Origin of the sequence: Mangrovibacter yixingensis (genome assembly GCF_020523985.1) — a bacterium.
Classification (GTDB): Bacteria; Pseudomonadota; Gammaproteobacteria; order Enterobacterales; family Enterobacteriaceae; genus Mangrovibacter; species Mangrovibacter yixingensis.
In genome coordinates, this window is the sequence record NZ_JAIVKM010000009.1 from 89,037 (window position 1) to 114,871 (window position 25,835).

Genomic DNA, 25,835 nt, shown 5'->3' on the forward strand with positions numbered 1-25,835 from the left:
GGTATCTGTCATGTTATCCCGTTAGCCACACACACTTATCATGGTATAAGCGTCCAGGTGTGCTCACTCAGAGTCGAGAATAAAGATGGCATTTCCCCTTTCGCAACAGCTAGGTGCTTTTTTAAAGGAACGGCGTCAAAACCTGGATGCGCGCGCATTAGGGTATGATTCTCAACGTCGCCGCACTCTGGGCCTGCGCCGCGAAGAAGTCGCTCAGCGCGCCAGTATTAGCGTAACCTGGTATACCTGGCTTGAGCAGGGCCGGGGGGGAGCCCCTTCAGTTCCCGTGCTCGAACGCCTGAGCCAGGCGCTGTTGCTGACAGACACCGAACGTGAGCATCTGTTTTTATTGGGTGTTGGCCATCCACCTCAAACAAAACACCAAGAAAATCAGGCAATACCCGCCCATCTTCAGCATGTACTGAATACGCTTAACCCATGCCCCGCGCTGATAAAAAATCTTACCTGGGACATTCTGGCATGGAATGACGCTGCCCGCCTGGTGTTGACTGATTACACACGTCTTGAGCCTGAGCAACGGAATATTTTGCGGCTTATCTTTTCGCATGAACCAGTACGCCAGCATCAGGCGGACTGGGAGGCTGTGGCTCGTATGGTGGTTGGTGCGTTTCGGGCTGATATTGCCCGCGTTGGCGAAAGCCCACGCGTACAACACCTGGTTCAGGAACTTTCCGCTAAAAGTGCATTTTTTGCAACGCTTTGGGAAACACACAGCGTACAGGATTTAAGTGAAGGGATTAAATACCTGCATCGCTCAGACTGCGGGGCGCTTGCGCTGAATTATTCATCTTTTGGCATTCACGCGCGGCCAGATTTAAGCCTGCTGGTATACAGCCCGGCAACGGATGAAGATGCCAGTAAAATAGCAACAATCTTCTCTGTTGCTCACAAAACTATTTGAATGGATACCCTTGCTCAAGTAAACCCAAAAACTCTTGCAGCCAGGGCATATCAATGGTTTTCACCATCGCCGGGAAAAAAACTTGCGGTGAAGGGAAAACATCCAGTACGAAGCAATTTTCTAACCGGCTGGCATCAACTTCAGACTCAGGTAGCAATGTTGCCGCTTTCAGGCCAGACTCCAGCCAGTCAATAATTACACCGGGCTGAGCAATGTGCATAATCACATTCGGATTTACTCCGCCCTTACTAAAATTATCAAACAACATCTCATAAATGCCCGAATCCCGGGAACGTTGCAGCAAAACAAGGGGAAGCTCACCAATCGCCAGGTAAGGTATTGTCCCACTATTTATATCGCTACTCACACAACCTGCCAGCTCCTTATTAATTACCGCTACCAGTTTTACTGGCTCAAAAGCGATATAATCAAAGCATTCAGGTTGATAAGGTTTCTGAATTAACGCTAAATCTAATAAACCATCATTCAGTTGCTCTTCTAAATTACTGGAATCAGAAACCGAGATTCGTAATTCTATTTCTGGATGTTTCCGGTATAATTCAAGAAATAGTGGTTTGAAATAAGATTGGTATAAGTGTGTCAAACCTATACGCAATAGTCGCTTTTCTCTGTTGGCTATTTGAATGGTTTCACGCGTTGTATTTTCTATTTGACGAAAGATATCACTGGCGCGGCGATAGAGAAAATTACCCGCATCGGTAGGTTCGATTCTATTTCCATTACGGACAAAAAGGGAAGCATTGAGTTCTTCTTCAAGCTCCTGAATCCTCCGGCTAAGCGGGGGTTGTGCCATGTTTAGCGCTCTGGCGGCCTGGCTGATAGAACCATGCTCAACGACCTTACAGAAATACTTCAATCTTTTCAGATCCATAGAGATAATGCCCTCCGCCAGATTATGAGGTCGTATTATCGCATATTTCTGTTTTTCGTGCATAAACAACTTAACAACCCAACAAAATAAAAACATTGTGGTAACATTTCTTGCATTAAATGTAGCAATTTAACCTGAAGTAAATATAATGTGATTGTAATCGCTGTCACTCACACCTTTTTGATATGGTTTGTATAATCTAAACGGTATTTGTCTGGTTCTATTAGCAGGCATATATTTTCAGGTGCAAAGACAACTTACCTGAAAAATACGGACCACTATTATGGCAAATGAGCTAAATAAAGATCAGAGCCAGACGCATGATCTTCGCTCCGCAATTGAATTACTCAAATCTACCCCCGGCGAATATGTCGAAACGAATGTAGAAGTCGACCCTCGCGCCGAATTATCTGGTGTTTACCGCTACGTTGGTGCAGGTGGTACGTGCGAACGTCCTACTCGTAAAAACGGCCCGGTAATGATGTTCAACAAAATTAAAGGGTTCGATGATATCAGTGTCATTATTGGCCTGAATGGTTCCCGTAAACGCGTTGGGCAGTTCCTTAACTGCGAACCTGAAAGACTGGGCCATCTGCTGAAAGATTCCGTGCAGAACCCTATCGCTCCAGTTGAAGTCAGTGCTGACAAAGCAGTGTGCCAGGAAGTTGTACACCTGGCGACAGATGCAAATTTCGATTTGCGTAAACTGCTGCCAGCCCCAACCAATACCGAAGAAGATGCAGGCCCTTACATCACGATGGGTCTGTGCTACGCATCCGACCCTGAAACCCATGAGTCTGATATCACGATTCACCGCCTGTGTGTTCAAAGCCGCGATGAGCTTTCAATGTGGCTCACTCCAGGCCGCCATATTGATGCATTCCGCATGAAAGCTGAAGAAGCGGGCAAACCACTTCCTATCTCCATCAGCATTGGTGTTGATCCGGCAATTGAAATTGCCGCCTGCTTCGAACCACCGACAACCCCACTTGGCTTTGACGAACTGAGTGTTGCCGGTGCATTGCGCGGCCACGCTGTTGAAATGGTGAAATGTAAAACCATCAATGAACGTGCAATTGCCCACGCAGAAATCGTTATTGAAGGTGAGCTGCTGCCAAATGTACGTGTTCGTGAAGACCAGAACACCGACTCTGGCAAAGCGATGCCTGAATTCCCGGGTTATACCGGTGAAGCGAAAGAGGCACTGCCGGTTATCAAGGTGAAAGCCGTCACCCATCGTCACAACCCTATCTGGCGCACTACTGTAGGGCCAGGCGAAGAACATGTGAACATGGCAGGTATTCCAACTGAAGCCAGTATTCTGGATATGGTAAACCGCGCGATGCCTGGTAAACTGTTGAATGTATTTGCACACTCTGCAGGTGGTGGCAAATTACTGGCAGTTATGCAGTTTAAAAAATTCGCGCCGGTTGATGAAGGCCGCCAGCGTCAGGCTGCGCTGCTCGCATTCTCTGCATTCCCAGAACTGAAACACGTTATTCTGGTAGATGAAGATGTTGATATCTTTGACAGTGACGACGTGCTGTGGGCTATGCAGACTCGTTATCAGGGTGATGTAGATACCGTCTTTATTCCTGGTGTACGCTGCCATCCTCTGGATCCGTCACAAACACCGGAATACAGCCCGAGCATTCTGCAAACGGGGATGTCCTGCAAGACTATCTATGACTGCACGGTGCCGTTCCATCTGAAATCGCATTTTGAACGCTCGAAATTTAAAGAAGTGGATGTGAAACGCTTCCTGCCAGATTTCGAATAAGGAGTTATTGAATGACCACACAACGTATCATCATCGGGATCAGTGGCGCATCCGGTTTCCAGTATGGCGTAAAAGCCCTTGAGTTACTGCAAGGGAAAGGTCTTGAAGTGCACCTGGTTGTCTCCAAAGGTGCAGAAAGGACCTGCGAACTGGAAACGGATTACGAACTGGACAAGGTGATGGCGCTGGCGGATGTTGTGCATCCCATCGGCAACCTTGGGGCGTCAATATCCAGTGGTTCATTCAAAACCCTGGGTATGCTGGTTGCTCCCTGTTCTATGCGTTCCCTTGGGGCTATTGCTCACTGCCTGACCGACAATCTACTCACTCGGGCAGCCGATGTGGTGTTAAAAGAGCGCCGTCGCCTTGTCCTGCTGGCCAGGGAAACGCCGCTCAACCTTGGGCACCTGCGTAATATGCAGGCAGTAACGGAAATGGGCGGGATTATTTTCCCGCCTGTTCCGGCGCTCTACCAGCGCCCGCAAACAACCGATGAAATTATCACTCACAGTGTGGCTCGAGCTCTGGATCTATTTGATCTGGATGTGAAAAATATTCCGCGCTGGGGTGAAGGTGATATGCATCATGCGAATTAACCCTTTTTAAAACTCCCTCTCGGGTATAACACACTACAGGAACAAAAAAATGTTAATCGGTCCTTATGTCAACGGCACCGCTGTCGTTGTCGGCGGTCTGTTGGGTGCGCTTGCTGGCCGTATGCTTCCGGAACGTGTCCGGACTGCTCTTCCTTTAACCTTCGGCCTCTGCTCTGTTGGGCTCGGTATTAAGCTGGTTATTGAAGTGAAATATATGCCCGCCGTAGTTCTGGCTATGGTCATTGGTGCAGTACTTGGTGAACTGTTCTATGTCGAAAAAGGCATTGGTAAGGCAGCTGGCCTGACCCGCGGTATCGTCAACCGCTTTTTACCCCCGGTTAAAGGACTAACCCACGAAGAATTTACTGAAAAATTTGTTGCGATTCTGGTGCTGTTTTGTGCCAGTGGCACAGGTATCTTTGGTGCCATGCACGAAGGGATGACAGGTGACCCGTCTATCCTGTATATCAAAACGGTACTGGATCTGTTCACCTCAGCAATTTTCGCCACCATGCTGGGCTACGCGGTAATGACCATCGCTATTCCACAGGTGATTATTCAGGTTCTGCTGGCAATGCTGGCAGTCGTTATTTTACCAATGACTACACCAGACATGATGGCTGATTTCTCCTGCGCTGGCGGCCTTATCATGATTGCAACAGGTTTTCGTATCTGCAATATCAAACTGTTTCCTGTGGCAAACATGCTACCGGGTCTCTTCCTGGTGATGCCGTTCTCCCACCTTTGGGCATCCTTAGTCGCATAAAACGTTAAGCATGGTTCGGGGTTTCCGGGCCATGCTATTTCCGTCAGAATGCGGCAGACAACCCCGATTATTGCCCATCCGTTATACTTCACATTTCCAGATACCCTTGGCCTGATACGAGAGTTTTATGATGCAACAAGAACATGTGGTGCTACTCAATGCACAAGGCAAACCAGAAGGAATCCTGGAGAAGTACACCGCGCATCATGAGAACACCCCGCTTCACCTGGCTTTTTCTTGCTGGGTATTTAATGCACAAGGGCAATATTTACTGACCCGCAGGGCATTAACCAAGAAGGCCTGGCCTGGCGTGTGGACTAATTCTGTTTGCGGTCACCCTCAATGGGAAGAAACACAGGAAGAGGCGATTCGCCGCCGTTGCCTGTACGAAACAGGGGTGAATATTGAAAACATAACACCCGTCAGCCCACACTTTCGCTATTGCGAAACCGATGCCAACGGGATTATGGAAAATGAGATTTGCCCGGTATATGCGGCACTGGCTATTAATGAGGTACAACCTCATCCTGAAGAAGTGATGGATTACCACTGGGTCCGGCTTGATGATGTCATTGCGTCTGTGCGCCATACACCGTGGGTATTTTCCCCCTGGATGGTACAACTTGTGTCCGATTCCAGCGCCGTCAGTGCCTTGAACAGTTTCGTACAAAATATTATCAGTTCACAGGCGTAAAAAAGCCGGGTAAATCACCCGGCTGTCCAACAACAGATAATAACACAAGCATGTTTTACCTGTTGTTAATCCTTAATACATCGTATTACTTCTCCTGATGCGGCTGGTAAAAATCAGCGCCTCGCCAGTCTGTATAGAATGGCAGCACCTGGCGTTTCACCGGCTTATAGCTGCTCCCTTTGGAGCGTTCACCCTCTCCGCTGTATACCGCCATGAACGGAAACGGGTACACAGGGCGTGATGCTGCACCTGCCGGAATGGCTTGCAGACGAAAACGCGTTTTTCCATCCTGAACTGGTGGCATCATTGCTGCAGGTTTCGTTTTCCCTGCCCCGGCACCTTGCGGCTGGCCAAAGCTGTTCTCTGTTTTTGCCGGTGCCTGCCATGCCATTACAGCCTCAGGAGCCACACCATGTTCAACCCAGTTCATCATCGGTGTTAAGAAATCCACCAGTGACGGGCCTTCACCACCAGAACAGTGATACACGCCAGGGAGTAAATACAAACGCTCGAATGCATCACGCTGTGTCACTCCCATTGCCCGACCAACAGCCTGGTGAAAGGCAATAGAATTGATGGGCGAAATATGAGGGTCAGCCAACCCATGCCAAATAATCAGTTTGCCACCAGCCTGTTTAAACGCGGCAAGGTTCGGGTTTGTCGCATCGTATAAGCTGTGTAACGCGCGCAGCTTATCAAACATGTTTGCATCAAACGTCATATCTTTAAGCGTGAAACTGGCTCCGGGATTTTTCACAAAATTCATATAACGCAGTGAAGCCAGGGCAATACTACGACTCATTATCGACCCATCTGCCGTCTGTGGCACAAAGACACCGGCCCAAGCCAGCTCAGACCCAGGCAGAACACTGCCAACAACCAGTTTTTGCCCGGTTTTTGGGTCAACCGGGCCCGAATAGAATCGTTTAACAGCCTCAACTTCTTTGGATGACAGGCAGTTTGCCTGATGAGTATCGCTGCCAGGCGGGCATTGCAATACTGCGGGGTTGAAATGGCAGGTCATCGGGTCTGAGAGCAGCCCGTCTTTTTGGCCATCCAGCGCATCACAGGCATTCAGAACCGCATTATGAATCAAGGGCAATCTGTCTGCGGTAATAATCGCTTTACCTTCTTTATCCGTATTGGAAACTGCCATCCAGGAATGGTACAGGGCATTCTGCACCTGGAAGTTCATTGCAGCCGCCCCGGCGATGATGCCATTAAAATCTCGCGGGAACCGCTGCGCCTCCATTAAGGCCTCACGCCCACCATCCGAACAGCCATTAAAGTAGGACCATTTTGCAGCTTGTGCATAATAATGCTGGATCAGGCTTTTAGATGTCACCGCAGCCAGATGCTGAGCGCGCCAGGCAAAATCCTCACGTTTTTGCTGCGAGTTACCAAAATCCACTTCTTCCATTGAGTGGCCCATATCCGTTGCAGCGAGAGCGAACCCGCCTTGCGCTAATGGGGCACACCCTGCAGCAGCACCAACATCCATCATGATGTTGCCGCACAAACCACCACAGCCTAATTGCATGTAGCGCCCGTTCCAGATGGTCACCGGCAGAAGTGTTTTGATGGTTATGGATGGCATCAATTTACTACTGACCACACAGTAATTAATGGCGTTAATCGTTTCTTCTTTTGCCGAGCTGACCACACTGCCTTTGCCACCAATACCGGTCAAATCAACCTGCATAAGTGCTTCACACGCCTGTGCGGAAGGTACTGTAGTGATACCTGAATGCACAGATACTGGCTGGGCAAATACAGGAGAGATGAACAATGCCATCATGCCTGCCCATGCCAGTGCTATTAACATCCTCATAGCGGTTAACCTTTTATGTGTTTTAAAAGAGGTAATGAAATAAAACTTGGCAGATTACGAGCGCACTGTCAGGGAATAAAGGACCAAAATTGAATAAATGCAACAATGGGTAATGCAGGCAAAATTACTGCGCACTTAACACGCGCAGTAATTTAATCAGTTATCAGCCAAGCATAATGCCGCCATCAACCGCCAGACGCTGGCCTGTCACAAAACCGTTTTCCATCAGGAAAATATAAGCAGCAGCCAGTTCATCCATTGTTGCCAGGCGTTTCAGTGGGATATTTTCTTCAAAATGAGCTTGTGTCCGGGCCAAATCATCTGCAGGTACATCGCGCCAGAATGGTGTGAGTGTCCATGTCGGTGCAACGGCATTTACCCGAACAGCAGGTGCCAGTTCCGCGGCTAACCCTTCAACTAAAGCGTTAATACCCAGGTTGCCAACGTAACTGGCACAGGCATGTTGTGCACGCCCCCCGGTGCCTGATGTAAATACCATACTGCCACCGGTATTGAGGTGTGGCGCTGCCAGTTTACCGATGAGCACATTCGTCATAAATTTAGAATGTATAACGTGTTCTATGGTTTCCATTTCAGCCTCCATAAAACCGCCGCCCATAACATCTCCCACCATAGACACCAGGTGGTCAAACTTGCCTTGTTGACTAAAAAACGCAGTCAGAGCCTGGTGATCATGGGCATCAACCTGGTGTAATGAAACGCCTGAATGCAACAGAGAAAGCGTTTTTTTCGCATCGGCAAGGCGCCCAGAATTACGGCCAATTAGCATTAAATTAGCCCCTTTTTTTGCAGCCATTAACGCTACATGCAGGCCAATACCAGAAGCACCACCAATAATTGCGACTGTTTTTCCTTCAAGACTCATTTTACCGCCTCCTCTACCGCCTGAGCAGCAGCATTGGCAACATAGCTGTCGTTTTCACCATGCGCGCCACTGACCCCCACGGCACCAATCACAGCACCATCTACGATAACAGGAATACCACCTTCTAAAGGCGTAACACCCGGCGTACTCAAAAAACTGGGGTGCCCGTTATTAATGAAATCTTCAAATGCCTTAGAAGGTTCCCCTAATAGTGCGGCGGTTTTTGCTTTCTCACATGCCACTTGTATGGTTACACCACTGGCACCATCCTGCTTTTCAAAAGCCAGTAATTGGCCTGCCGGATCCACCACCGCAACGCTGATTTTCCAGCCATGCGCCTGGGCAGATTGCTGTGCTGCGATAATTGCCTTTCTGGCGCCAGCAAGTGTAAGTGAAGGAATACGATGGAACAGAGCAGATTCAGTTGGTTCAGACATAATCGTTACCTGTGTTTTTCACAAGCAGAATAGTGCTTGCTATACATTAGATATATCTAAATTACAGGATATCAATATAAAAACATCATAATAATTAGTCATCATAATTTTACTTATTATAATAGATATATCTAAAAATCACTCTGTGTGAACCCTGTTATACCTTCCTCCCCCAGCCAACCCACAAGGTGGTTCACTTCTGGTGAATTTACCACGCGCAGAATCTCTTTGGCCCGCCCCGGCCCAATCCCGGCAAGGCGTTGCCAGTCGTCCTGAGTACGTTGTGCAACCTGTGCCCAGTGTGTATCCGCAAAAGCCCGGAAATGTCGCTCCGGGAGGGGAACCCCCAGGGCTCTAACCCAACGGGCAAAAGGTTGCTGGCGAGCCTGTGAAAATAGGTTCCACATAGCCGTTGCATGGGATGCAGAAATACCTGGCGTGCTTGCCAAAGCCTCTTCGGTTAATTGCAACCAGGAAAAAATATGCTCAAACTGGTGGTATTCAGTAAGCGCTCGCCAACGGCCAGGCCCAACCCCTTTCAGGCCAAGCACCTGAGGTTGTGATAACCCACTCAGGCGGGCGAGGAATTGCTGCTGGCAATGTTCTTCCTGAGGAGCGAAACAACTCAACGCATGGAATAATGCTGAATTTGGGGGAACAGGCTTAATACGCTCAGCCACACGCCACAGCACATCGTCCACACGTGGAATTTCCTGGCCCGCCAGGCTCACAACGAGCTGGTCTCCTGGCGCAATATCCCATTTCTGCCAGCGTGATACAGATCCAAGGTTAACCCTCTTAATCCACTTATCATCTATTTGAACTGGGTGAAGTGTTGCCACAACCGTCACTTTCCCTGTACGCCCAATGGTGAAATTAATCTTTTTCACCTCAGCAACTTGTTGCTCGGGTGGGTATTTCCAGGCAACCAGCCAGCCATTCTCACCAGGACGCCAGTGCGCAACATCAGTTGCAGACACCACAGGTTGTGACCAGCCAGACGTTAAAGTGAACCCGGCGTCAGATAACAAGGAAAACTGCCGGGACAACGCCTGCGGGCCATCCGGCCAGGCCCAAATAAAAAGGCCTATACGGCCAAGATGTAAGCCCGGCGTCTTACGCATCATTGCTCCCGCCACATAAGCCCGAGCATTCAAACTGCCATCGCGCTGCTGCACATGCCCCGGAACTTCGGCCTGTAAGAATAGCTCGCCTTGCAGCACTGCATTGGCTAACAGGCCTTCAGTTTTTTGAGGCACCCCTGGAAGGAATGGGATCCTGTCACTCCAGTCTTCCCCCTGCAGGCCATCGCCACGGCTAAGTAACCGGACGGGTTTTCCATCCTGATAAACTAATGTAATGGCAACACCATCCACTTTGGGCTGAACCCACAGAGCCGTCTTACCTGACATCCAACGCGCTACGGATTCAATGTCAGATAACTTTTTAACCCCGGTATGTGCAACAGGATGCCAGTGCTTACCGGGACTGGCTTGTATGGCATCACTACCCGCAACAGGGTACTGAAAGCAATGCTGCCAAAATGCCAGGCGGCTACGAATCTGGTCATAAAGATCGTCATCTATTTCACTGACACCCTTTTGCCAATACGCGTTATCCCACTCTGATATTCGGGCAGACAACACGGATATTTCGTGATTGGCGCGTGTGGGTGCCCAATCAGGGCATTGCGCTTGCGCGAGAGAAATACACAGTAATTGAATAAGTAATAACCCTATTTTCATACCTACCTCCTGAGTCCACGCACTGTACGAAACGGGAAGTGATACTAAAATGGTAAACATTTTCGTTTGCGAACCCGCTTGAAAACAAAATGGTTTGTTGCAGTTTGCACAGCAAAAATCAGGAATACTGAACGGAAAATAAAGAAATTACGGCCATAAACCAGACAAAGGCTACGTAATGGCAGGAGGTTGTGTATAATAAGCGCGTATTACTCACTTCTTTATTTCGAATCGAATACTCATGGCTCAAGGCACGCTTTATATTGTTTCCGCGCCAAGTGGTGCGGGGAAATCCAGTCTCATTCAGGCGTTACTGAAAACTCAGCCACTGTATGACACACAGGTTTCCATTTCTCATACCACACGTTCCGCGCGCCCGGGCGAAATTCATGGTGAACACTACTATTTTGTTAACCATGATGAGTTTCGACAAATGATTGCTGAAGACGCTTTTCTGGAACATGCGGAAGTCTTTGGGAATTACTACGGCACTTCACGCCACACTATTGAGCAAGTATTGTCGACGGGTGTGGATGTTTTTCTGGATATTGATTGGCAAGGTGCCCAGCAAATCCGCAACAAAATGCCGGAAGCTCGCAGTATATTTATTCTTCCACCTTCAAAAGTGGAACTGGATCGGCGCTTACGAGGCCGTGGTCAGGATAGTGAAGACGTCATTACCCGTCGCATGGCTCAGGCTGTTGCGGAAATGAGCCACTATGCCGAGTATGATTACCTTATTGTGAATGATGACTTTGATACCGCCTTAGGCGATTTAAAGACTATCATTCGAGCTGAACGCCTGCGTATGGGGCGACAAAAGCAACGTCATGATGCTTTAATCAGCAAACTATTGGCAGACTGAACCCGGATTCAGTATCATGCCCAGTCATTTCTTCACCTGTGGAGCACTTTAAATATGGCACGCGTAACTGTTCAGGACGCTGTAGAGAAAATTGGTAACCGTTTTGACCTGGTACTGGTCGCTGCGCGTCGCGCCCGCCAAATGCAGGCAGGCGGCAAAGATCCGCTGGTACCGGAAGAAAACGATAAGCCCACCGTAATCGCGCTGCGTGAAATCGAAGAAGGTTTGATTAACAATCAGATCCTCGATGTGCGTGAACGCCAGGAACAGCAAGAGCAGGAAGCCGCTGAATTGCAGGCTGTTACCGCGATTGCTGAAGGTCGTCGTTAATAACTCTGTAGGCACCCCTTGTACCTGTTTGAAAGCCTTAATCAACTGATTCAACATTACTTGCCTGAGGACCAAATTAAGCGCCTCAGGCAGGCGTACCTTGTTGCGCGTGATGCTCACGAGGGGCAAACACGTTCAAGTGGTGAACCCTATATAACGCACCCTGTCGCTGTAGCTTGTATTCTGGCCGAAATGAAGCTCGACCACGAAACACTCATGGCGGCACTGTTGCACGATGTTATCGAAGATACTCCAGCAACCTACCAGGATATGGAACAGTTGTTCGGTAAAACCGTAGCCGAATTGGTCGAAGGGGTATCAAAACTCGATAAACTGAAATTCCGCGATAAGAAAGAAGCGCAAGCTGAAAACTTTCGCAAGATGATAATGGCGATGGTGCAGGACATCCGCGTCATTCTGATCAAGCTCGCAGACCGTACCCACAATATGCGCACGCTGGGCTCTTTGCGCCCGGATAAACGCCGCCGTATTGCACGGGAAACGCTGGAAATATACAGCCCACTGGCTCACCGCTTAGGTATTCATCACTTGAAAACTGAGTTGGAAGAGTTAGGTTTTGAAGCACTCTACCCTAACCGTTATCGGGTCATCAAAGAAGTGGTAAAATCCGCTCGCGGTAACCGCAAAGAGATGATCCAGAAAATCCTTTCTGAAATTGAAGGGCGGTTGCAAGAAGCGGGCATAGCCTGTCGTGTCAGTGGCAGGGAAAAACACCTTTATTCGATTTACTGCAAAATGGTGCTGAAAGAACAACGCTTTCACTCCATCATGGATATCTATGCTTTTCGTGTAATCGTTAAAGATGTGGACACCTGTTACCGTGTTTTGGGGCAGATGCACAGCCTGTATAAACCACGCCCAGGCCGGGTCAAAGACTACATTGCTATACCAAAAGCGAACGGTTACCAATCATTGCATACTTCAATGATTGGCCCCCACGGCGTGCCCGTTGAAGTCCAGATTCGTACAGAAGATATGGACCAAATGGCAGAAATGGGGGTAGCTGCGCACTGGGCCTATAAAGGCCATGGTGAAAGCAGTACCACTGCGCAAATTCGGGCTCAACGCTGGATGCAAAGCCTGCTCGAGTTACAACAAAGCGCTGGTAACTCGTTTGAATTTATTGAAAGCGTGAAATCTGATCTGTTCCCGGATGAGATTTACGTTTTCACTCCGGAAGGGCGTATTGTTGAACTCCCTGCCGGAGCCACACCCGTCGATTTTGCCTATGCGGTACACACAGATATTGGCCATGCCTGTGTCGGTGCCCGCGTAGACCGCCAGCCTTACCCGCTTTCCCAACCGCTTTCCAGCGGGCAAACCGTGGAAATCATCACCGCTCCAGGCGCTCGCCCTAATGCTGCATGGCTGAACTTTGTGGTCAGTTCGCGGGCGCGGGCTAAAATCCGCCAGGCGCTCAAGAACCTCAAGCGTGATGACTCAGTTAGCCTGGGCCGCCGCCTGTTAAGCCATGCATTAGGTGGGAGCCGTAAGCTTGCTGAGATCCCGGCAGAGAATCTGCAACGGGAACTGGAGCGCATGAAGCTTGGGTCTCTGGATGACCTGTTGGCAGAGATTGGCCTCGGTAATGCCATGAGTGTTGTGGTAGCAAAAAACCTGACTCATGGTGAAAACAGCGTACAGCAGCAAACAGCACCTGCGGAAAACCGTACTCACTTGCCAATAAAAGGCGCTGACGGTGTGATGGTGACGTTTGCAAAATGCTGCCGCCCAATTCCTGGCGACCCGATTATTGCCCATGTCAGTCCGGGAAAAGGTCTGGTCATTCACCATGAATCTTGCCGAAATATTAAGGGCTACCAGAAAGAGCCAGAAAAATTCATGGCTGTTGAGTGGGATAAGGAAACCGAGCAAGAGTTTATCACCGAAATCAAGGTGGATATGTTCAACCACCAGGGGGCTCTGGCTAACCTGACCGCTGCGATTAATGCTTCTGGTTCCAACATACAAAGCCTGAATACAGAAGAGAAAGATGGGCGGGTATACAGCGCATTTATTCGTCTCACTGCCCGGGATCGCGTACATTTGGCCAACATTATGCGTAAAATCCGCGTTATGCCAGATGTCATAAAAGTTAACCGCAACAGAAATTAAGCGTTTATGAATCCACAACGTTATGCGCGTATTTGCGAAATGCTCGCCCGCCGCCAGCCAGACCTGACAGTGTGCATGGAGCAGGTTCATAAACCACATAACGTTTCTGCTATTATCCGCACAGCGGATGCCGTGGGTGTCCAGGAAGTTCATGCTGTATGGCCCGGGCACAAGTTACGTACAACGGTGTCAACGGCGGCCGGGAGTAATAGCTGGGTTGACGTCAAAACACACCGCACGATTCAAAATGCGGTTACCACGCTCAAAGCGCGTGGCATGCAAGTTCTCGCCACTCACCTTTCCGATAAAGCCGTTGATTTCCGGGAAATCGACTACACCCTCCCAACCTGCATTCTTCTGGGTCAGGAGAAAACAGGCATTACTCAGGAAGCGCTGGCTCTGGCAGATCAAGACATCATTATTCCGATGACAGGAATGGTGCAGTCGTTAAATGTTTCTGTAGCATCTGCCCTCATTCTGTATGAAGCACAGCGCCAGCGCCAAAACGCGGGTATGTATGCACGGGAAAACAGTATGTTACCAGACAGCGTTCAGCAGCGACTTTTGTTTGAAGGTGGTTACCCGGTACTGGCTAAAGTCGCAAAGCGCAAAGGCCTGCCCTACCCACAAATTAACCTGGCTGGAGAAATAGAAGCAGAGGCAAGTTGGTGGGCCAGAATGCAGTCGGCGGAGTGATGCCATGAAAGGCCGCCTGCTGGATGCCATCCCCCTCAACACACTGACCGGCGTAGGTGCCAGCCAGAGTGACAAACTGGCAAAAATCGGCTTACACACGATTCAGGATCTCCTGTTACACCTCCCACTACGCTACGAAGACCGCACGCAACTCTTTGCAATCGGAGATTTGCTGCCTGGAGTCTATGCCACTGTTGAAGGCGAAGTGCTGAATTGTACCGTGCAGTTTGGCCGACGCCGCATGATGGTATGCCAAATAAGCGATGGCAGCGGCATTTTGACTATGCGGTTTTTCAATTTTAATGCAGCGATGAAGAACAGCCTGTCTACAGGAAGGCGAGTGCTGGCTTATGGGGAAGCGAAGCGCGGCAACCACGGTGCAGAGATGATTCACCCGGAATACCGTTTACAGGACGATGCCAGTGCACCTGCGTTGCAGGAAACACTAACCCCGGTTTACCCCACAACGGAAGGGGTACGCCAGGCAACACTACGTAAACTCACCGACCAGGCACTGGAACTGCTGGACAGTTGTGCAATCGCAGAGCTGTTACCACAAGAGTTGGCGCAAGGAATGATGAGCCTTAAGCAGGCATTGCACACGCTCCACCGGCCCCCACCATCATTGCAACTGGCTGATCTGGAAGCCGGGCAACACCCAGCACAACGCCGCCTGATTATGGAAGAATTACTGGCACATAACCTGAGTATGCTGGCGTTAAGGGCTGGTGCCCGCCGTTATCATGCCCGTTCTTTGCCTGAAGATGATACGCTGAAGCGTACTTTTCTCACCCAACTCCCCTTTTCACCCACGGGCGCACAGCAACGCGTTGTAGCGGAAATTGAGCAGGATATGGCGCAAGATACGCCAATGATGCGTTTGGTTCAGGGCGATGTTGGGTCAGGGAAAACATTGGTTTCCGCCCTTGCAGCGTTACGTGCTATTGCCGATGGCTGCCAGGTTGCCTTAATGGCGCCAACAGAATTACTGGCGGAACAACATGCCACTAACTTTGCAGCCTGGTTTGAACCACTCGGTATTCAGGTAGGTTGGCTGGCGGGAAAACAAAAGGGTAAAGCACGCCTGGCCCAACAAGAAGCCATCGCCAGCGGCCAGGTGAAAATGATTGTTGGCACTCATGCTATTTTCCAGGAACAGGTTGAGTTTAATAACCTGGCACTGGTTATTATTGATGAACAACACCGTTTTGGTGTCCACCAGCGCCTGGCTTTGTGGGAAAAAGGTGAAAAGCAAGGCTTCCACCCACACCAGTTAATCATGACCGCGACCCCGATCCCTCGCACACTCGCGATGACGGCCTACGCAGACCTGGATACTTCGGTAATTGATGAATTACCGCCAGGCAGAACACCGGTAACCACTGTCGCCATTCCTGATACCCGCCGCCAGGATATTATTGAGCGAGTTCGCCATGCCTGTGCAGAAGAAGGGCGCCAGGCTTACTGGGTGTGTACGCTGATTGAGGAATCTGAGTTACTGGAAGCTCAGGCTGCAGAAGCAACGTGGGAAGAGTTAAAAGTCACTTTACCGGGTTTATCTGTTGGTTTGGTCCATGGGCGAATGAAGCCACAAGAAAAGCAAGCGGTCATGCAGGATTTTAAATCAGGGAAACTCCATCTGTTAGTTGCCACTACGGTGATTGAAGTGGGTGTTGATGTTCCCAATGCCAGCCTGATGATCATTGAAAACCCTGAGCGCCTTGGGCTGGCCCAGTTACACCAGTTACGAGGGCGTGTTGGCCGTGGTGCGGTTGCCTCGCATTGTGTATTGCTCTACAAATCACCATTATCCAAAACGGCACAAATGCGTTTGCAGGTACTGCGCGACAGTAACGACGGGTTTGTGATTGCTCAGAAAGACCTTGAAATTCGTGGGCCGGGTGAATTGCTTGGTACTCGTCAGACGGGGAATGCAGAGTTTAAAGTCGCAGACCTGTTACGCGACCAAAGAATGATTCCGGAAGTACAGCGCCTTGCGCGCCACATTCATGAAAAATACCCCCAACAAGCGCTTGCACTCATTGAACGCTGGATGCCAGAAACTGAGCGTTATTCTAATGCCTGATACCCCACGGTTATGCAAACCGCAGGGTATTGTTTAAGTGCGCAAGGTGTCATGCACCAAAAATTGGCAGTAATAAATAGAGCTTAATGACCAGCGCATTCACAATATCAATAAAGAATGCACCCACCATTGGAACCACCAAAAACGCCATATGTGATGGGCCAAAACGGTCAGTTATTGCCTGCATATTTGCAATTGCCGTTGGCGTTGCCCCCAGGCCAAATCCACAATGCCCAGCAGCCAGCACTGCTGCATCATAATTCTTGCCCATCAACCGCCATGTCACAAAGATGGCATACAGCGCCATGGACAGTGCCTGCACTGCAAGAATCGCCAGCATCGGTAATGCCAGAGAAGCCAGCTCCCATAATTTAAGGCTCATCAACGCCATGGCAAGGAACAAAGAAAGGCTGACGTTACCAAGAACTGATACTGCCCGATCAAATACCTGATAGAAACCAATAGCCGCCAGGGTATTACTGAGAATAACACCAACGAACAACACACAAACAAAGGTGGGTAGCTCGAGCACAGTCCCTTGCAGGAGTTGAGCGACAACACGCCCCAGTGTTAAACAGATGGCAATCATGGCAATGGTTTCCACCATTACCAATGAGGTAATCATGCGGCCAATATCAGGCTTCTCAAATGCTGTGGGAACCGCATTGTCATCCGGTGTACCCTCTGGATTGGATGAGTGTTTCACCAAATAACGAGCAACAGGCCCGCCAATCAGCCCACCCAGCACCAAACCAAATGTCGCACAGGCCATCGCCACTTCTGTGGCATTTTCAAACCCATACCGCTCAGTAAACAGTTTACTCCACGCAGCGCCTGTACCATGACCCCCAGACAGCGTAATAGACCCGGCCAACAACCCCATTAACGGGTCAAGCCCCAGCACCTTTGCCATACCAATGCCAATGGCGTTCTGCATCAGTAACAGGCCAACGACAACAATCAAAAATGTACTAAGGACTTTACCGCCAGAGCGCAGGCTGGCGATATTGGCATTCAGCCCGATTGTGGCAAAAAAAGCCAACATTAGCGGGTCTTTTAGCGACATATCAAACTCAACTTCCCAGTTAGTTGTCAGTTTGAGCAGTAGCAAAGCCAACGCAACCAGTAAGCCACCAGCAACCGGTTCAGGAATTGTGTATTTTTTCAGGATTGGAACAGTTTGAACCAGTTTGCGCCCCAACAAGAGGACAAGGGTCGCGGCGACCAGCGTAGATAAGGTATCGAGGTGAAACATATTGAAATACTCCATGTGCGCATCAGTTGCTGCACGCTATCGTCCCGTAATAAGAAATATCACCAAAAAGTGGATAGACGCATCATTTTAACTAAAAAACAGCCAGAGATTAGCATAAAAAACAGGTTTCCAGTTATTAACATCGTTGTTACAAAAAGCAACCGTTTGCTTTTACCATTTAGTCCGATAAAATCACCGCTTTTCCACCACGAGATATCCCAATAATGTCCGCGAGCCATTCAGAAGCAGAAAGTGCGCAAACGGTTGCTCACCCGCCGCGTAATAGTGAACTCATCTATCACCTGGAGGACCGGCCTCCTTTGCCACAAACATTGTTTGCAGCCTGCCAGCATTTGTTAGCTATGTTTGTCGCGGTGATTACCCCTGCACTATTAATTTGCCAGGCTTTGGGTTTACCAGCCGCGGATACTCAGCACATCATCAGCATGTCGTTATTTGCTTCTGGCGTGGCATCCATCATTCAAATTAAGGCCTGGGGGCCTGTAGGCTCAGGTTTATTGTCCATTCAGGGCACCAGCTTTAACTTCGTATCCCCATTAATTATGGGCGGCCTGGCACTGAAAAATGGCGGAGCTGATATCCCAACCATGATGGCTGCGCTGTTTGGCACATTGATGCTGGCAAGCTGCACCGAAATGGTACTGTCGCGCGTGCTGCACCTTGCCCGACGCATCATCACACCTCTGGTTTCGGGCGTAGTGGTCATGATTATCGGGTTATCTCTGATTCAGGTTGGCCTGACGTCTATCGGTGGTGGTTACGCTGCCATGAACGACCACAGTTTTGGCGCCCCCAAAAACCTGTTACTGGCAGGGATTGTTCTGGCTGTCATTATTCTGCTTAACCGCCAACGTAACCCGTATCTACGTGTTGCATCACTGGTGATTGCAATGGCAATTGGCTATCTTGCCGCCTGGTTTATGGGCATGCTGCCAGACAATACAACGGCTGCTAACCAGGCGCTGATTATGGTTCCAACACCGCTTTATTACGGCCTGGGCTTTGACTGGAATCTGTTGGTACCACTGATGCTGGTATTTATGGTGACCTCGCTGGAAACGATTGGTGATATCACCGCCACGTCGGATGTCTCAGAACAACCGGTTTCCGGGCCGTTATACATGAAACGTCTGAAAGGAGGCGTGCTGGCAAATGGCCTGAACTCAATGGTTTCAGCGATTTTCAACACCTTCCCCAACTCCTGCTTTGGGCAAAATAACGGGGTGATTCAGTTAACTGGTGTGGCAAGCCGCTATGTCGGGTTTGTAGTTGCACTGATGCTGATTGTTCTTGGTCTGTTCCCGGCTGTGAGTGGTTTTGTTCAACATATTCCTGAACCCGTGTTGGGTGGGGCTACCATTGTGATGTTCGGTACCATCGCCGCATCTGGTGTCCGTATTGTGTCTCGGGAACCGTTAAACCGCCGCGCCATTCTGATAATTGCATTATCGCTGGCGGTAGGTTTGGGCGTTTCTCAGCAGCCCTTGATTCTGCAGTTTGCTCCTGACTGGCTGAAAAATATGCTCTCTTCCGGGATTGCTGCCGGTGGGATCACCGCTATCCTGCTTAACCTGATTTTCCCTCAGGAAAAAGAGAAACAATAAAGGCTAACTGTTTTTGTATTCGCCATATTTGCAAAATATTGGCGAATACAGTCTGGTTTCCTTTTAAAATTCCTCTCGAAAATATTGCCTGTTTGCCTGCGTTGATCCACCTTACTGATGCAACTCTTCACATATCCACCCTTGAGGTATGTATATTTTTAAGGCATAACACCCGAATGGTATCTGCGCAGGATGGAAGGCTATGAAATTCGCAGGAAAGTTTTTTTTCGCACTGCTGATCGCCATTTTTGCAGTGCTGGTTGCCGGGTATTTTCTGGCACAAACTCCGTGGGGAACCGGGAAAATTGTTCGCTGGGTGAATGGCAACACGGGATATAATTTACAGATTCGGGCCGTTTCGCACTCCTGGCAAGCCCCAGGCCATATCATGTTGTCCGGTGTTACATTTGGCAGGAAAGGGCATTCGCCCACCCTGGTCGCAAAACAGGTAGATATAGGCCTGAGTGCCAGGCAGTTTTCAGAACCCATGCATGTGGATACCATCCTGTTAGACGGTGGCACCCTGAATTTACTACCTTCTGCCGCACCATTACCTTTCCAGGCAGAACGGTTACAACTCACCAATATGGCCATTAACAGCCCGGAAACAGGTTGGAATCTCACGGCCCAACGGGTAAGTGGCGGGCTGGTTCCGTGGAAACCCGAACCCGGCAATATTCTGGGTAAAGATACCCAAATACAACTCAGTGCCGGGTCGTTATTGCTGAATGGTATCCCGGCTACAAATGTACTGATACAAGGTAAAATTGCGCAGCAAGAAGTTATTTTGCAAACCGTGGGAGCAGATATTGCACGCGGTGCATTAACTGCCAGCGCCCGTCGCAATTCTGACGGTAGTTGGGAAATTGAAATGCTACGGCTTAATGATATCCGCCTGCAAACCGCTAAATCATTGGCGGATTTTCTGGCTCCGCTAGCCACCCCGCCTTCATTAATGATTGACCGCCTGGAGGTGACCGGGGCGCGCATGGAAGGTCCGCAATGGGCGGTTACCGATTTGAACTTCAGCTTGCGTAACCTGGCGCTGGCGAACGGTGAATGGAGCAGTAATGATGGTCAAATATCCCTGAACGCCAGCGATATTATTTACGGCCCGTTCCAGTTCACCGACCCGATTTTTAATGCCGATTTATCTGCAGATGGCATCAAGATACGCCAGTTTTCGTCACGCTGGGAACGTGGAATGATTCGTGCAGATGGAGAGTGGTTGCGGCAATCTCATACTCTGGCACTGAATGAGGTTGCCGTCGCCGGGCTGGAATACACATTACCCGCACAATGGAAAACCTGGTGGCAAACCGCTTTACCAGACTGGCTCAAAACAGTGACTGTTGGGCGTTTTTCCGCCAGCCGTAATTTACTGATTGATATTAATCCTGATTTTCCATTTCAGTTTACTTCGCTGGACGGTGACGGCTCTGGTCTGACCCTGGTAAAAGATAACCAGTGGGGAATCTGGCAAGGTAAGTTGAGCTTTGCCGCAGCAGGGGCAACGTTCAATAAAGTGGATGTCCGCAGGCCTTCTGTCAGCTTGAATGCCACTCCAGGCAGTATTGCACTGACAGAGCTTAGCGCTTTTACCGAGAAAGGGCTGCTTGATGCAAAAGCACAGGTTAGCCAGACCGCAGAGCGGGCGCTCTCGTTACAGCTTACAGGAAAGGGCGTACCCCTTGATATCCTGCATAACTGGGGTTGGCCAGCCGTTCCTCTTTCTGGCAATGGCAACTTGCAGTTATCACTGCAAGGCCGCTTACAGGCTGGTTTACCTCTGGCCCCTGGCATGAATGGCACGTTGCATCTGACAGACAGCAAAGGTAACCAGGCTCAGCAAACTATGCATCAGGGAACAGTGACAGGGAATTAACGCTATTCTTCTTCATTACCACCCGCTTCCAGCGCGCCGAAAGGTTGCGCTGGAAGCACCATATACACCCCTTCGAATACGGCGCCCAGGTGTTCATCGCCAAATAATTTGACCTGTAACTGTACGCGCGATTTTCTCCCACGGGCCAGGCGATCCAGATCGCCACTGAGTGTTTCCAGGCTAGCCTCAGCCCCCGGTTTACCCGCAATCGGCTTGCTATAGCGAATGTGCGCATCAGCCAAAATAATGGTTCCACCCAGATGGCGTTCACGCAACATCAACCAAATAAGCCCCCAGCCGGTAAGGGTAGCCAGAGAGAATAAACTCCCGGCAAATAAGGTATGGTGCGGGTTTTGGTTGCCCGTTTCAGGCATCGTGGTGATAAATTTCTGCCCGGTATACTGCAAGATACGCACACCCATTTTCTCACTCAATGGAATATGCTGATACCATGCCTGCTGGAGCTGGCCACACCAGTCGGCGCGGTGCAAAATATCATCCAGTGTCTGGATAGGTTTTATCATCAAAAAGTGGCGTACCGGTGTGGTTTGGGGCGTAGTTATTTCCCCCTGGTTCACGAAGCCCAGTTTGGCAAAGAACTCAACAGCATCTTCGCGGGCACTACAGACCACACGCTTCACACCTTCCTGCCGGGCTACAGACTCTAACGTCATCGCCACCAGCGTACCCAGGCCTTTATCCTGAACAGAAGGATGCACGGCCATGAAGCGAATAGCAGCTTCATTATCGGCATTCACATACAGGCGGCCCACCGCCACAGGGTTCCCTTCTTCGTCGACAACCATTTGGTGATGTGCCATTGCATCCCATGCATCACGTTCAGAACCTTTTGGCTGGTGCAAAGGCTTACGCAGCATCTCCCAACGAAATTGGTAATAGCGCTCAAGCTCTTCTTCTGTTTGTGGTACGCGCAGGTGATACATATGAGTATTCTCTCTTGTTGACCGAGTGCATTGCTGGGCCAAATGGTTCATGTTTGCAACCAGAACGTTACCGGGCCGTCATTCACTAAAGACACCTTCATGTCTGCAGCAAAGCGCCCAGTCTCCGTTGCAACTCCCTGCATACGGCAACGTTCAACAAAATATTCATAAAATGCATTCGCCATTTCTGGTGGAGCACCGCGAGAAAAACCCGGACGCATGCCACGGCTGGTGTCTGCAGGTAATGTGAACTGAGAAACCACCAAAACGCTACCACCAGCCTGTTGAACGTTCAGGTTCATTTTGTCATTTTCATCCTGAAAGATACGGTAACCAAGCACTCGCTCACACAGACGATCCGCTTTCTGGTGGGTGTCTTCTTTTTCGACACCTAATAACACTAAAAGTCCTGAACCAATCTGGCCAGTAATCATGCCATCCACCTTTACGCAGGCTTCAGACACGCGTTGTATTAAAGCAATCATGATGAATTCTTATTGGATGAATGGAGGCCATTAAATTAGGTAGCCGGGATATGTTCAGCAAACCAGGCGGGAATACGTTTACGGCCATCAACTAAAATGCTGGTTATTCCCAATTGCTGAGCTGCATTGATATTATCATTGTTATCATCAAAAAATATGGCATCACTGGCTGCCACACCTTCCTGATTCAGGACATATTGGTAAATCTCAGGTTCAGGTTTACGCATTCCTATTTCATGAGAAAGGTAGACATGCGAAGCGGCATCATCCACCTCTGGCCAGCGCTCACGCCAGAATAATGTATGTAACAGGTTGGTGTTAGACAACACGACGACACGCTGTTGTTGCGCACGTAATGAACGCATGACATCAATGACTTCACTACGAAGCCCTACAAAGATAGCCTGCCAACCTTCAGTGAATTGAGCCGGGCTCAAGGGCAAGCACAGTTCATGCGACATATCCTGAATAAAGGCATCATCACTGATTTCCCCCCGCTCATGGCACTGAAAAATCTCACCCATGTGAAAACGCTCTTGCACTCTTGCCAGTGGAACATGGGTATAGTGGCTCCAGGTACCAAGCACACGGTTAAAATCGATATCGATAATCACATTCCCAAGGTCAAAGATATAAAGCATTGCATCTTCTCCAGTGAGGCCATGGAGAATTAACTGTAGCGGTAATCGCTTGATTTGACTATCCGGCAGATGACAAGAAGGCATAAAAAAACCCCACCATAAGAAGGCGGGGTTTTGTATCAGTACCAACGAAAGAACAAATATGATTACTCTTTCGGACCGCGGCTGGCGCGACGGCGATCGTTTTCTGTCAGGTGACGTTTACGCAGACGTACAGAAGTCGGCGTTACTTCTACCAGTTCGTCATCATCGATAAACTCCAGAGCCTGTTCCAGGGTCATTTTAACCGGCGGAGACAGTGTGGTAGCTTCATCAGTACCTGATGCACGCATGTTGGTCAGTTTTTTACCTGTCAGGCAGTTCACAGTCAGGTCATTAGAACGGCTGTGAATACCGATGATCTGGCCTTCATACACTTCAGCACCATGGCCGAGGAACAACTTACCGCGGTCCTGCAGGCTGTACAGCGCATAAGCAACTGCTTTACCCTGGCCGTTAGAAATCAACACACCGTTCTGACGCTGGCCGATTTCACCCGGACGCAGGTCATCGTAGTGGCTGAATGATGCATAAAGCAGACCGGTACCGGAAGTCATGGTCATGAATTCAGTACGGAAGCCAATCAAGCCACGGCTTGGAATGATGTAATCAAGACGAACGCGGCCTTTGCCATCTGGCATCATGTCACGCATTTCACCTTTACGCAGACCCAGTGCTTCCATAACGGAACCCTGATGCTGTTCTTCGATATCCAGCGTAACCTGCTCAAACGGTTCCTGAGTACGGCCATCAATTTCACGGAAGATAACTTTCGGACGAGATACAGCCAGTTCGAAACCTTCACGACGCATGTTTTCAATCAGAACAGACAGGTGCAGTTCACCACGACCAGAAACACGGAAAGCATCCGGGTCTGGCGTTTCTTCTACACGCAGAGCAACGTTGTGCACCAGTTCTTTTTTCAGGCGGTCAAGAATCTGACGAGAAGTAACGAACTTACCTTCTTTACCGCAGAATGGAGAGGTGTTTACACAGAAGAACATGGTAACGGTCGGTTCATCGACAGTCAGCGCTGGCAGTGCTTCTACATTGTTCGGCTCACAGATGGTATCGGAGATATTCAGATCACCCAGACCAGTGATTGCAATGATGTCACCTGCTTCAGCAGAAGCAGATTCGATACGTTGCAGGCCCATGTGACCCAGAACCTGGCCAACTTTACCGTTACGGCGTTTGCCTTCGCTGTCAATGATGGTCACTTGCTGGTTTGGTTTAACTACACCGCGTTTGATACGGCCAATGCCGATAACGCCAACATAGTTGTTGTAATCCAGCTGGGAGATTTGCATCTGGAACGGGCCATTCAGGTCAACACTTGGCGGTGCCACATGTTTCACAATGGCTTCGAACAGCGGAGTCATGTCTTCAGCCATGTCTTCGTGATCCAGACCCGCAATACCGTTTAACGCAGAAGCGTAAACAATAGGGAAGTCCAGCTGTTCGTCAGTTGCACCCAGGTTAACGAACAGGTCGAACACCTGATCTACAACCCAGTCAGGGCGTGCGCCAGGACGGTCAACTTTGTTGATAACCACAATAGGTTTCAGACCGTAGGCAAACGCTTTTTGCGTTACAAAACGAGTCTGCGGCATCGGGCCATCCATTGCGTCTACCAGCAGCAGCACAGAGTCAACCATGGACATAACACGTTCTACTTCACCACCAAAGTCGGCGTGCCCTGGGGTGTCCACGATGTTGATGCGGTAGTCGCGCCAGTTAATGGCGGTATTTTTCGCGAGGATGGTAATCCCACGCTCTTTCTCCAGGTCGTTGGAGTCCATGACGCGCTCGGTCAGCTCATTACGCTCACCAAACGTGCCAGATTGTTGCAGCAGCTTGTCGACCAGGGTGGTTTTACCATGGTCAACGTGCGCAATAATGGCGATGTTACGCAGATTTTCGATCACAACTTTGCCTCAGGCATTAGGAATAGCGCGCTATTGTACACGTATTAATCGAAGGACTGAACAGGATCACAAACATCTATTGCTAACAAGCTTACATTTCAGGGTTTGTGATCATTTTCACGAAGCACAGATTTGCACCGCTGCACACTTTTCGCACCACAACAGCGCACTAGATTAGCCATAATGCACCATAATAGTGCATACTTCCCATTGTGGTGCAGCGTGTTTTCACGGTGGTGCGCATCATAACGCCTTTTACGCTATTTTTAAAAGTTGGCACAGTTTTCGCTTAATCAAAATTACGGCAAACGCATTTTTTTGAAGTGTTTGAAGTACTCGTTACCACGACGACAATGACAATTCCAGGAGAT

Annotated in this window: 22 protein-coding genes; 12 read left to right on the forward strand and 10 right to left on the reverse strand. The window is 49.5% G+C overall.

The annotated features are described in order from the left end of the window. Nucleotides 1-85 precede the first annotated feature (85 nt). Nucleotides 86-922 carry a helix-turn-helix transcriptional regulator gene (locus LC084_RS20795; protein ID WP_226573649.1) on the forward strand — a complete coding sequence of 279 codons (837 nt, stop codon included), beginning with the start codon at nt 86-88 and terminating at the stop codon, nt 920-922. On the opposite strand, the gene LC084_RS20800 is transcribed toward LC084_RS20795, so the two are convergent. Further along, nucleotides 915-1,814 carry a LysR family transcriptional regulator gene (locus tag LC084_RS20800; protein ID WP_226573651.1) on the reverse strand — a complete coding sequence of 300 codons (900 nt, stop codon included), beginning with the start codon at nt 1,812-1,814 and terminating at the stop codon, nt 915-917. The two genes, LC084_RS20795 and LC084_RS20800, sit on opposite strands and share 8 nt — an antisense overlap. Nucleotides 1,815-2,097: 283 nt before the next feature. On the opposite strand from LC084_RS20800, the gene LC084_RS20805 reads away from it, so the two are divergent. From LC084_RS20805 to idi, 4 genes are all read left to right on the forward strand, one after another. Then, entirely contained in the window at nt 2,098-3,594 is a 1,497-nt protein-coding gene (locus LC084_RS20805; protein WP_036115665.1) for a UbiD family decarboxylase, read from the forward strand. 11 nt (nt 3,595-3,605) lie between these two features. Further along, the gene (locus LC084_RS20810) at nt 3,606-4,190 is read left to right on the forward strand and encodes a UbiX family flavin prenyltransferase (protein ID WP_036115663.1); all 585 of its coding nucleotides are present in this window, start codon (nt 3,606-3,608) and stop codon (nt 4,188-4,190) included. A gap of 49 nt (nt 4,191-4,239) precedes the next feature. Further along, complete coding sequence (locus LC084_RS20815) at nt 4,240-4,956, forward strand: DUF554 domain-containing protein (protein ID WP_226573654.1); 717 nt, start codon at nt 4,240-4,242, stop codon at nt 4,954-4,956. Nucleotides 4,957-5,086: 130 nt separating this feature from the next. Further along, nucleotides 5,087-5,650, forward strand: coding sequence for an isopentenyl-diphosphate Delta-isomerase (idi, locus tag LC084_RS20820; protein WP_226573723.1), 564 nt, complete (start codon nt 5,087-5,089; stop codon nt 5,648-5,650). Between the two features lie 85 nt (nt 5,651-5,735). Here the strand turns inward: idi and LC084_RS20825 are convergent, their stop codons facing one another. The 4 genes from LC084_RS20825 to ligB all read right to left on the reverse strand — a co-directional run bounded on the left by LC084_RS20825 (nt 5,736) and on the right by ligB (nt 10,549). Further along, a complete protein-coding gene (locus LC084_RS20825) occupies nt 5,736-7,481 on the reverse strand; it encodes a tannase/feruloyl esterase family alpha/beta hydrolase (protein ID WP_226573656.1) in 1,746 nt (581 codons plus the stop codon). A 163-nt stretch (nt 7,482-7,644) separates the two neighbouring features. Further along, complete coding sequence (locus LC084_RS20830) at nt 7,645-8,367, reverse strand: SDR family NAD(P)-dependent oxidoreductase (protein WP_226573658.1); 723 nt, start codon at nt 8,365-8,367, stop codon at nt 7,645-7,647. Beyond that, the gene (locus LC084_RS20835) at nt 8,364-8,804 is read right to left on the reverse strand and encodes a GlcG/HbpS family heme-binding protein (RefSeq protein WP_226573661.1); all 441 of its coding nucleotides are present in this window, start codon (nt 8,802-8,804) and stop codon (nt 8,364-8,366) included. The genes LC084_RS20830 and LC084_RS20835 overlap by 4 nt, the downstream gene beginning before the upstream one ends. Nucleotides 8,805-8,935: 131 nt before the next feature. Next, the gene (gene ligB, locus LC084_RS20840; protein ID WP_226573664.1) at nt 8,936-10,549 is read right to left on the reverse strand and encodes an ATP-dependent DNA ligase; all 1,614 of its coding nucleotides are present in this window, start codon (nt 10,547-10,549) and stop codon (nt 8,936-8,938) included. 241 nt (nt 10,550-10,790) lie between these two features. On the opposite strand from ligB, the gene gmk reads away from it, so the two are divergent. From gmk to recG, 5 genes are read left to right on the forward strand one after another with little or no spacing between them, the layout of a single operon-like run. Further along, nucleotides 10,791-11,414: a guanylate kinase gene (gmk, locus tag LC084_RS20845; RefSeq protein WP_226573668.1), complete on the forward strand. Its 624-nt coding sequence runs from the start codon at nt 10,791-10,793 to the stop codon at nt 11,412-11,414. Nucleotides 11,415-11,468: 54 nt separating this feature from the next. Beyond that, a complete protein-coding gene (gene rpoZ, locus LC084_RS20850) occupies nt 11,469-11,744 on the forward strand; it encodes a DNA-directed RNA polymerase subunit omega (protein WP_036115651.1) in 276 nt (91 codons plus the stop codon). 18 nt (nt 11,745-11,762) lie between these two features. After that, a complete protein-coding gene (gene spoT / locus LC084_RS20855; protein WP_226573670.1) occupies nt 11,763-13,880 on the forward strand; it encodes a bifunctional GTP diphosphokinase/guanosine-3',5'-bis pyrophosphate 3'-pyrophosphohydrolase in 2,118 nt (705 codons plus the stop codon). A 6-nt stretch (nt 13,881-13,886) separates the two neighbouring features. Next, nucleotides 13,887-14,576 carry a tRNA (guanosine(18)-2'-O)-methyltransferase TrmH gene (gene trmH, locus LC084_RS20860; RefSeq protein WP_226573672.1) on the forward strand — a complete coding sequence of 230 codons (690 nt, stop codon included), beginning with the start codon at nt 13,887-13,889 and terminating at the stop codon, nt 14,574-14,576. Between the two features lie 4 nt (nt 14,577-14,580). Beyond that, nucleotides 14,581-16,662 carry an ATP-dependent DNA helicase RecG gene (gene recG, locus LC084_RS20865; RefSeq protein WP_226573674.1) on the forward strand — a complete coding sequence of 694 codons (2,082 nt, stop codon included), beginning with the start codon at nt 14,581-14,583 and terminating at the stop codon, nt 16,660-16,662. A gap of 49 nt (nt 16,663-16,711) precedes the next feature. On the opposite strand, the gene gltS is transcribed toward recG, so the two are convergent. Next, nucleotides 16,712-17,917 (reverse strand): sodium/glutamate symporter, encoded by a 1,206-nt coding sequence (gltS, locus tag LC084_RS20870; RefSeq protein ID WP_226573676.1) that lies wholly within the window; start codon nt 17,915-17,917, stop codon nt 16,712-16,714. Between the two features lie 224 nt (nt 17,918-18,141). Here gltS and LC084_RS20875 point away from each other — a divergent pair, with 224 nt between their 5' ends. Further along, nucleotides 18,142-19,542, forward strand: a complete 1,401-nt coding sequence (locus tag LC084_RS20875; protein ID WP_226573677.1) for a nucleobase:cation symporter-2 family protein — start codon at nt 18,142-18,144, stop codon at nt 19,540-19,542. A 202-nt stretch (nt 19,543-19,744) separates the two neighbouring features. After that, complete coding sequence (locus LC084_RS20880; protein WP_226573679.1) at nt 19,745-21,427, forward strand: AsmA family protein; 1,683 nt, start codon at nt 19,745-19,747, stop codon at nt 21,425-21,427. A 2-nt stretch (nt 21,428-21,429) separates the two neighbouring features. On the opposite strand, the gene fabY is transcribed toward LC084_RS20880, so the two are convergent. The 4 genes from fabY to typA form a co-directional block, all read right to left on the reverse strand. After that, nucleotides 21,430-22,371, reverse strand: coding sequence for a fatty acid biosynthesis protein FabY (fabY, locus tag LC084_RS20885; protein ID WP_226573681.1), 942 nt, complete (start codon nt 22,369-22,371; stop codon nt 21,430-21,432). 47 nt (nt 22,372-22,418) lie between these two features. After that, the gene (gene dtd, locus LC084_RS20890; protein ID WP_226573684.1) at nt 22,419-22,856 is read right to left on the reverse strand and encodes a D-aminoacyl-tRNA deacylase; all 438 of its coding nucleotides are present in this window, start codon (nt 22,854-22,856) and stop codon (nt 22,419-22,421) included. 35 nt (nt 22,857-22,891) lie between these two features. Continuing rightward, nucleotides 22,892-23,497, reverse strand: a complete 606-nt coding sequence (gene yihX / locus LC084_RS20895) for a glucose-1-phosphatase (protein WP_226573687.1) — start codon at nt 23,495-23,497, stop codon at nt 22,892-22,894. A 146-nt stretch (nt 23,498-23,643) separates the two neighbouring features. Beyond that, nucleotides 23,644-25,464, reverse strand: coding sequence for a ribosome-dependent GTPase TypA (typA, locus tag LC084_RS20900; protein ID WP_226573689.1), 1,821 nt, complete (start codon nt 25,462-25,464; stop codon nt 23,644-23,646). Between the last annotated feature and the right edge of the window lie 371 nt (nt 25,465-25,835).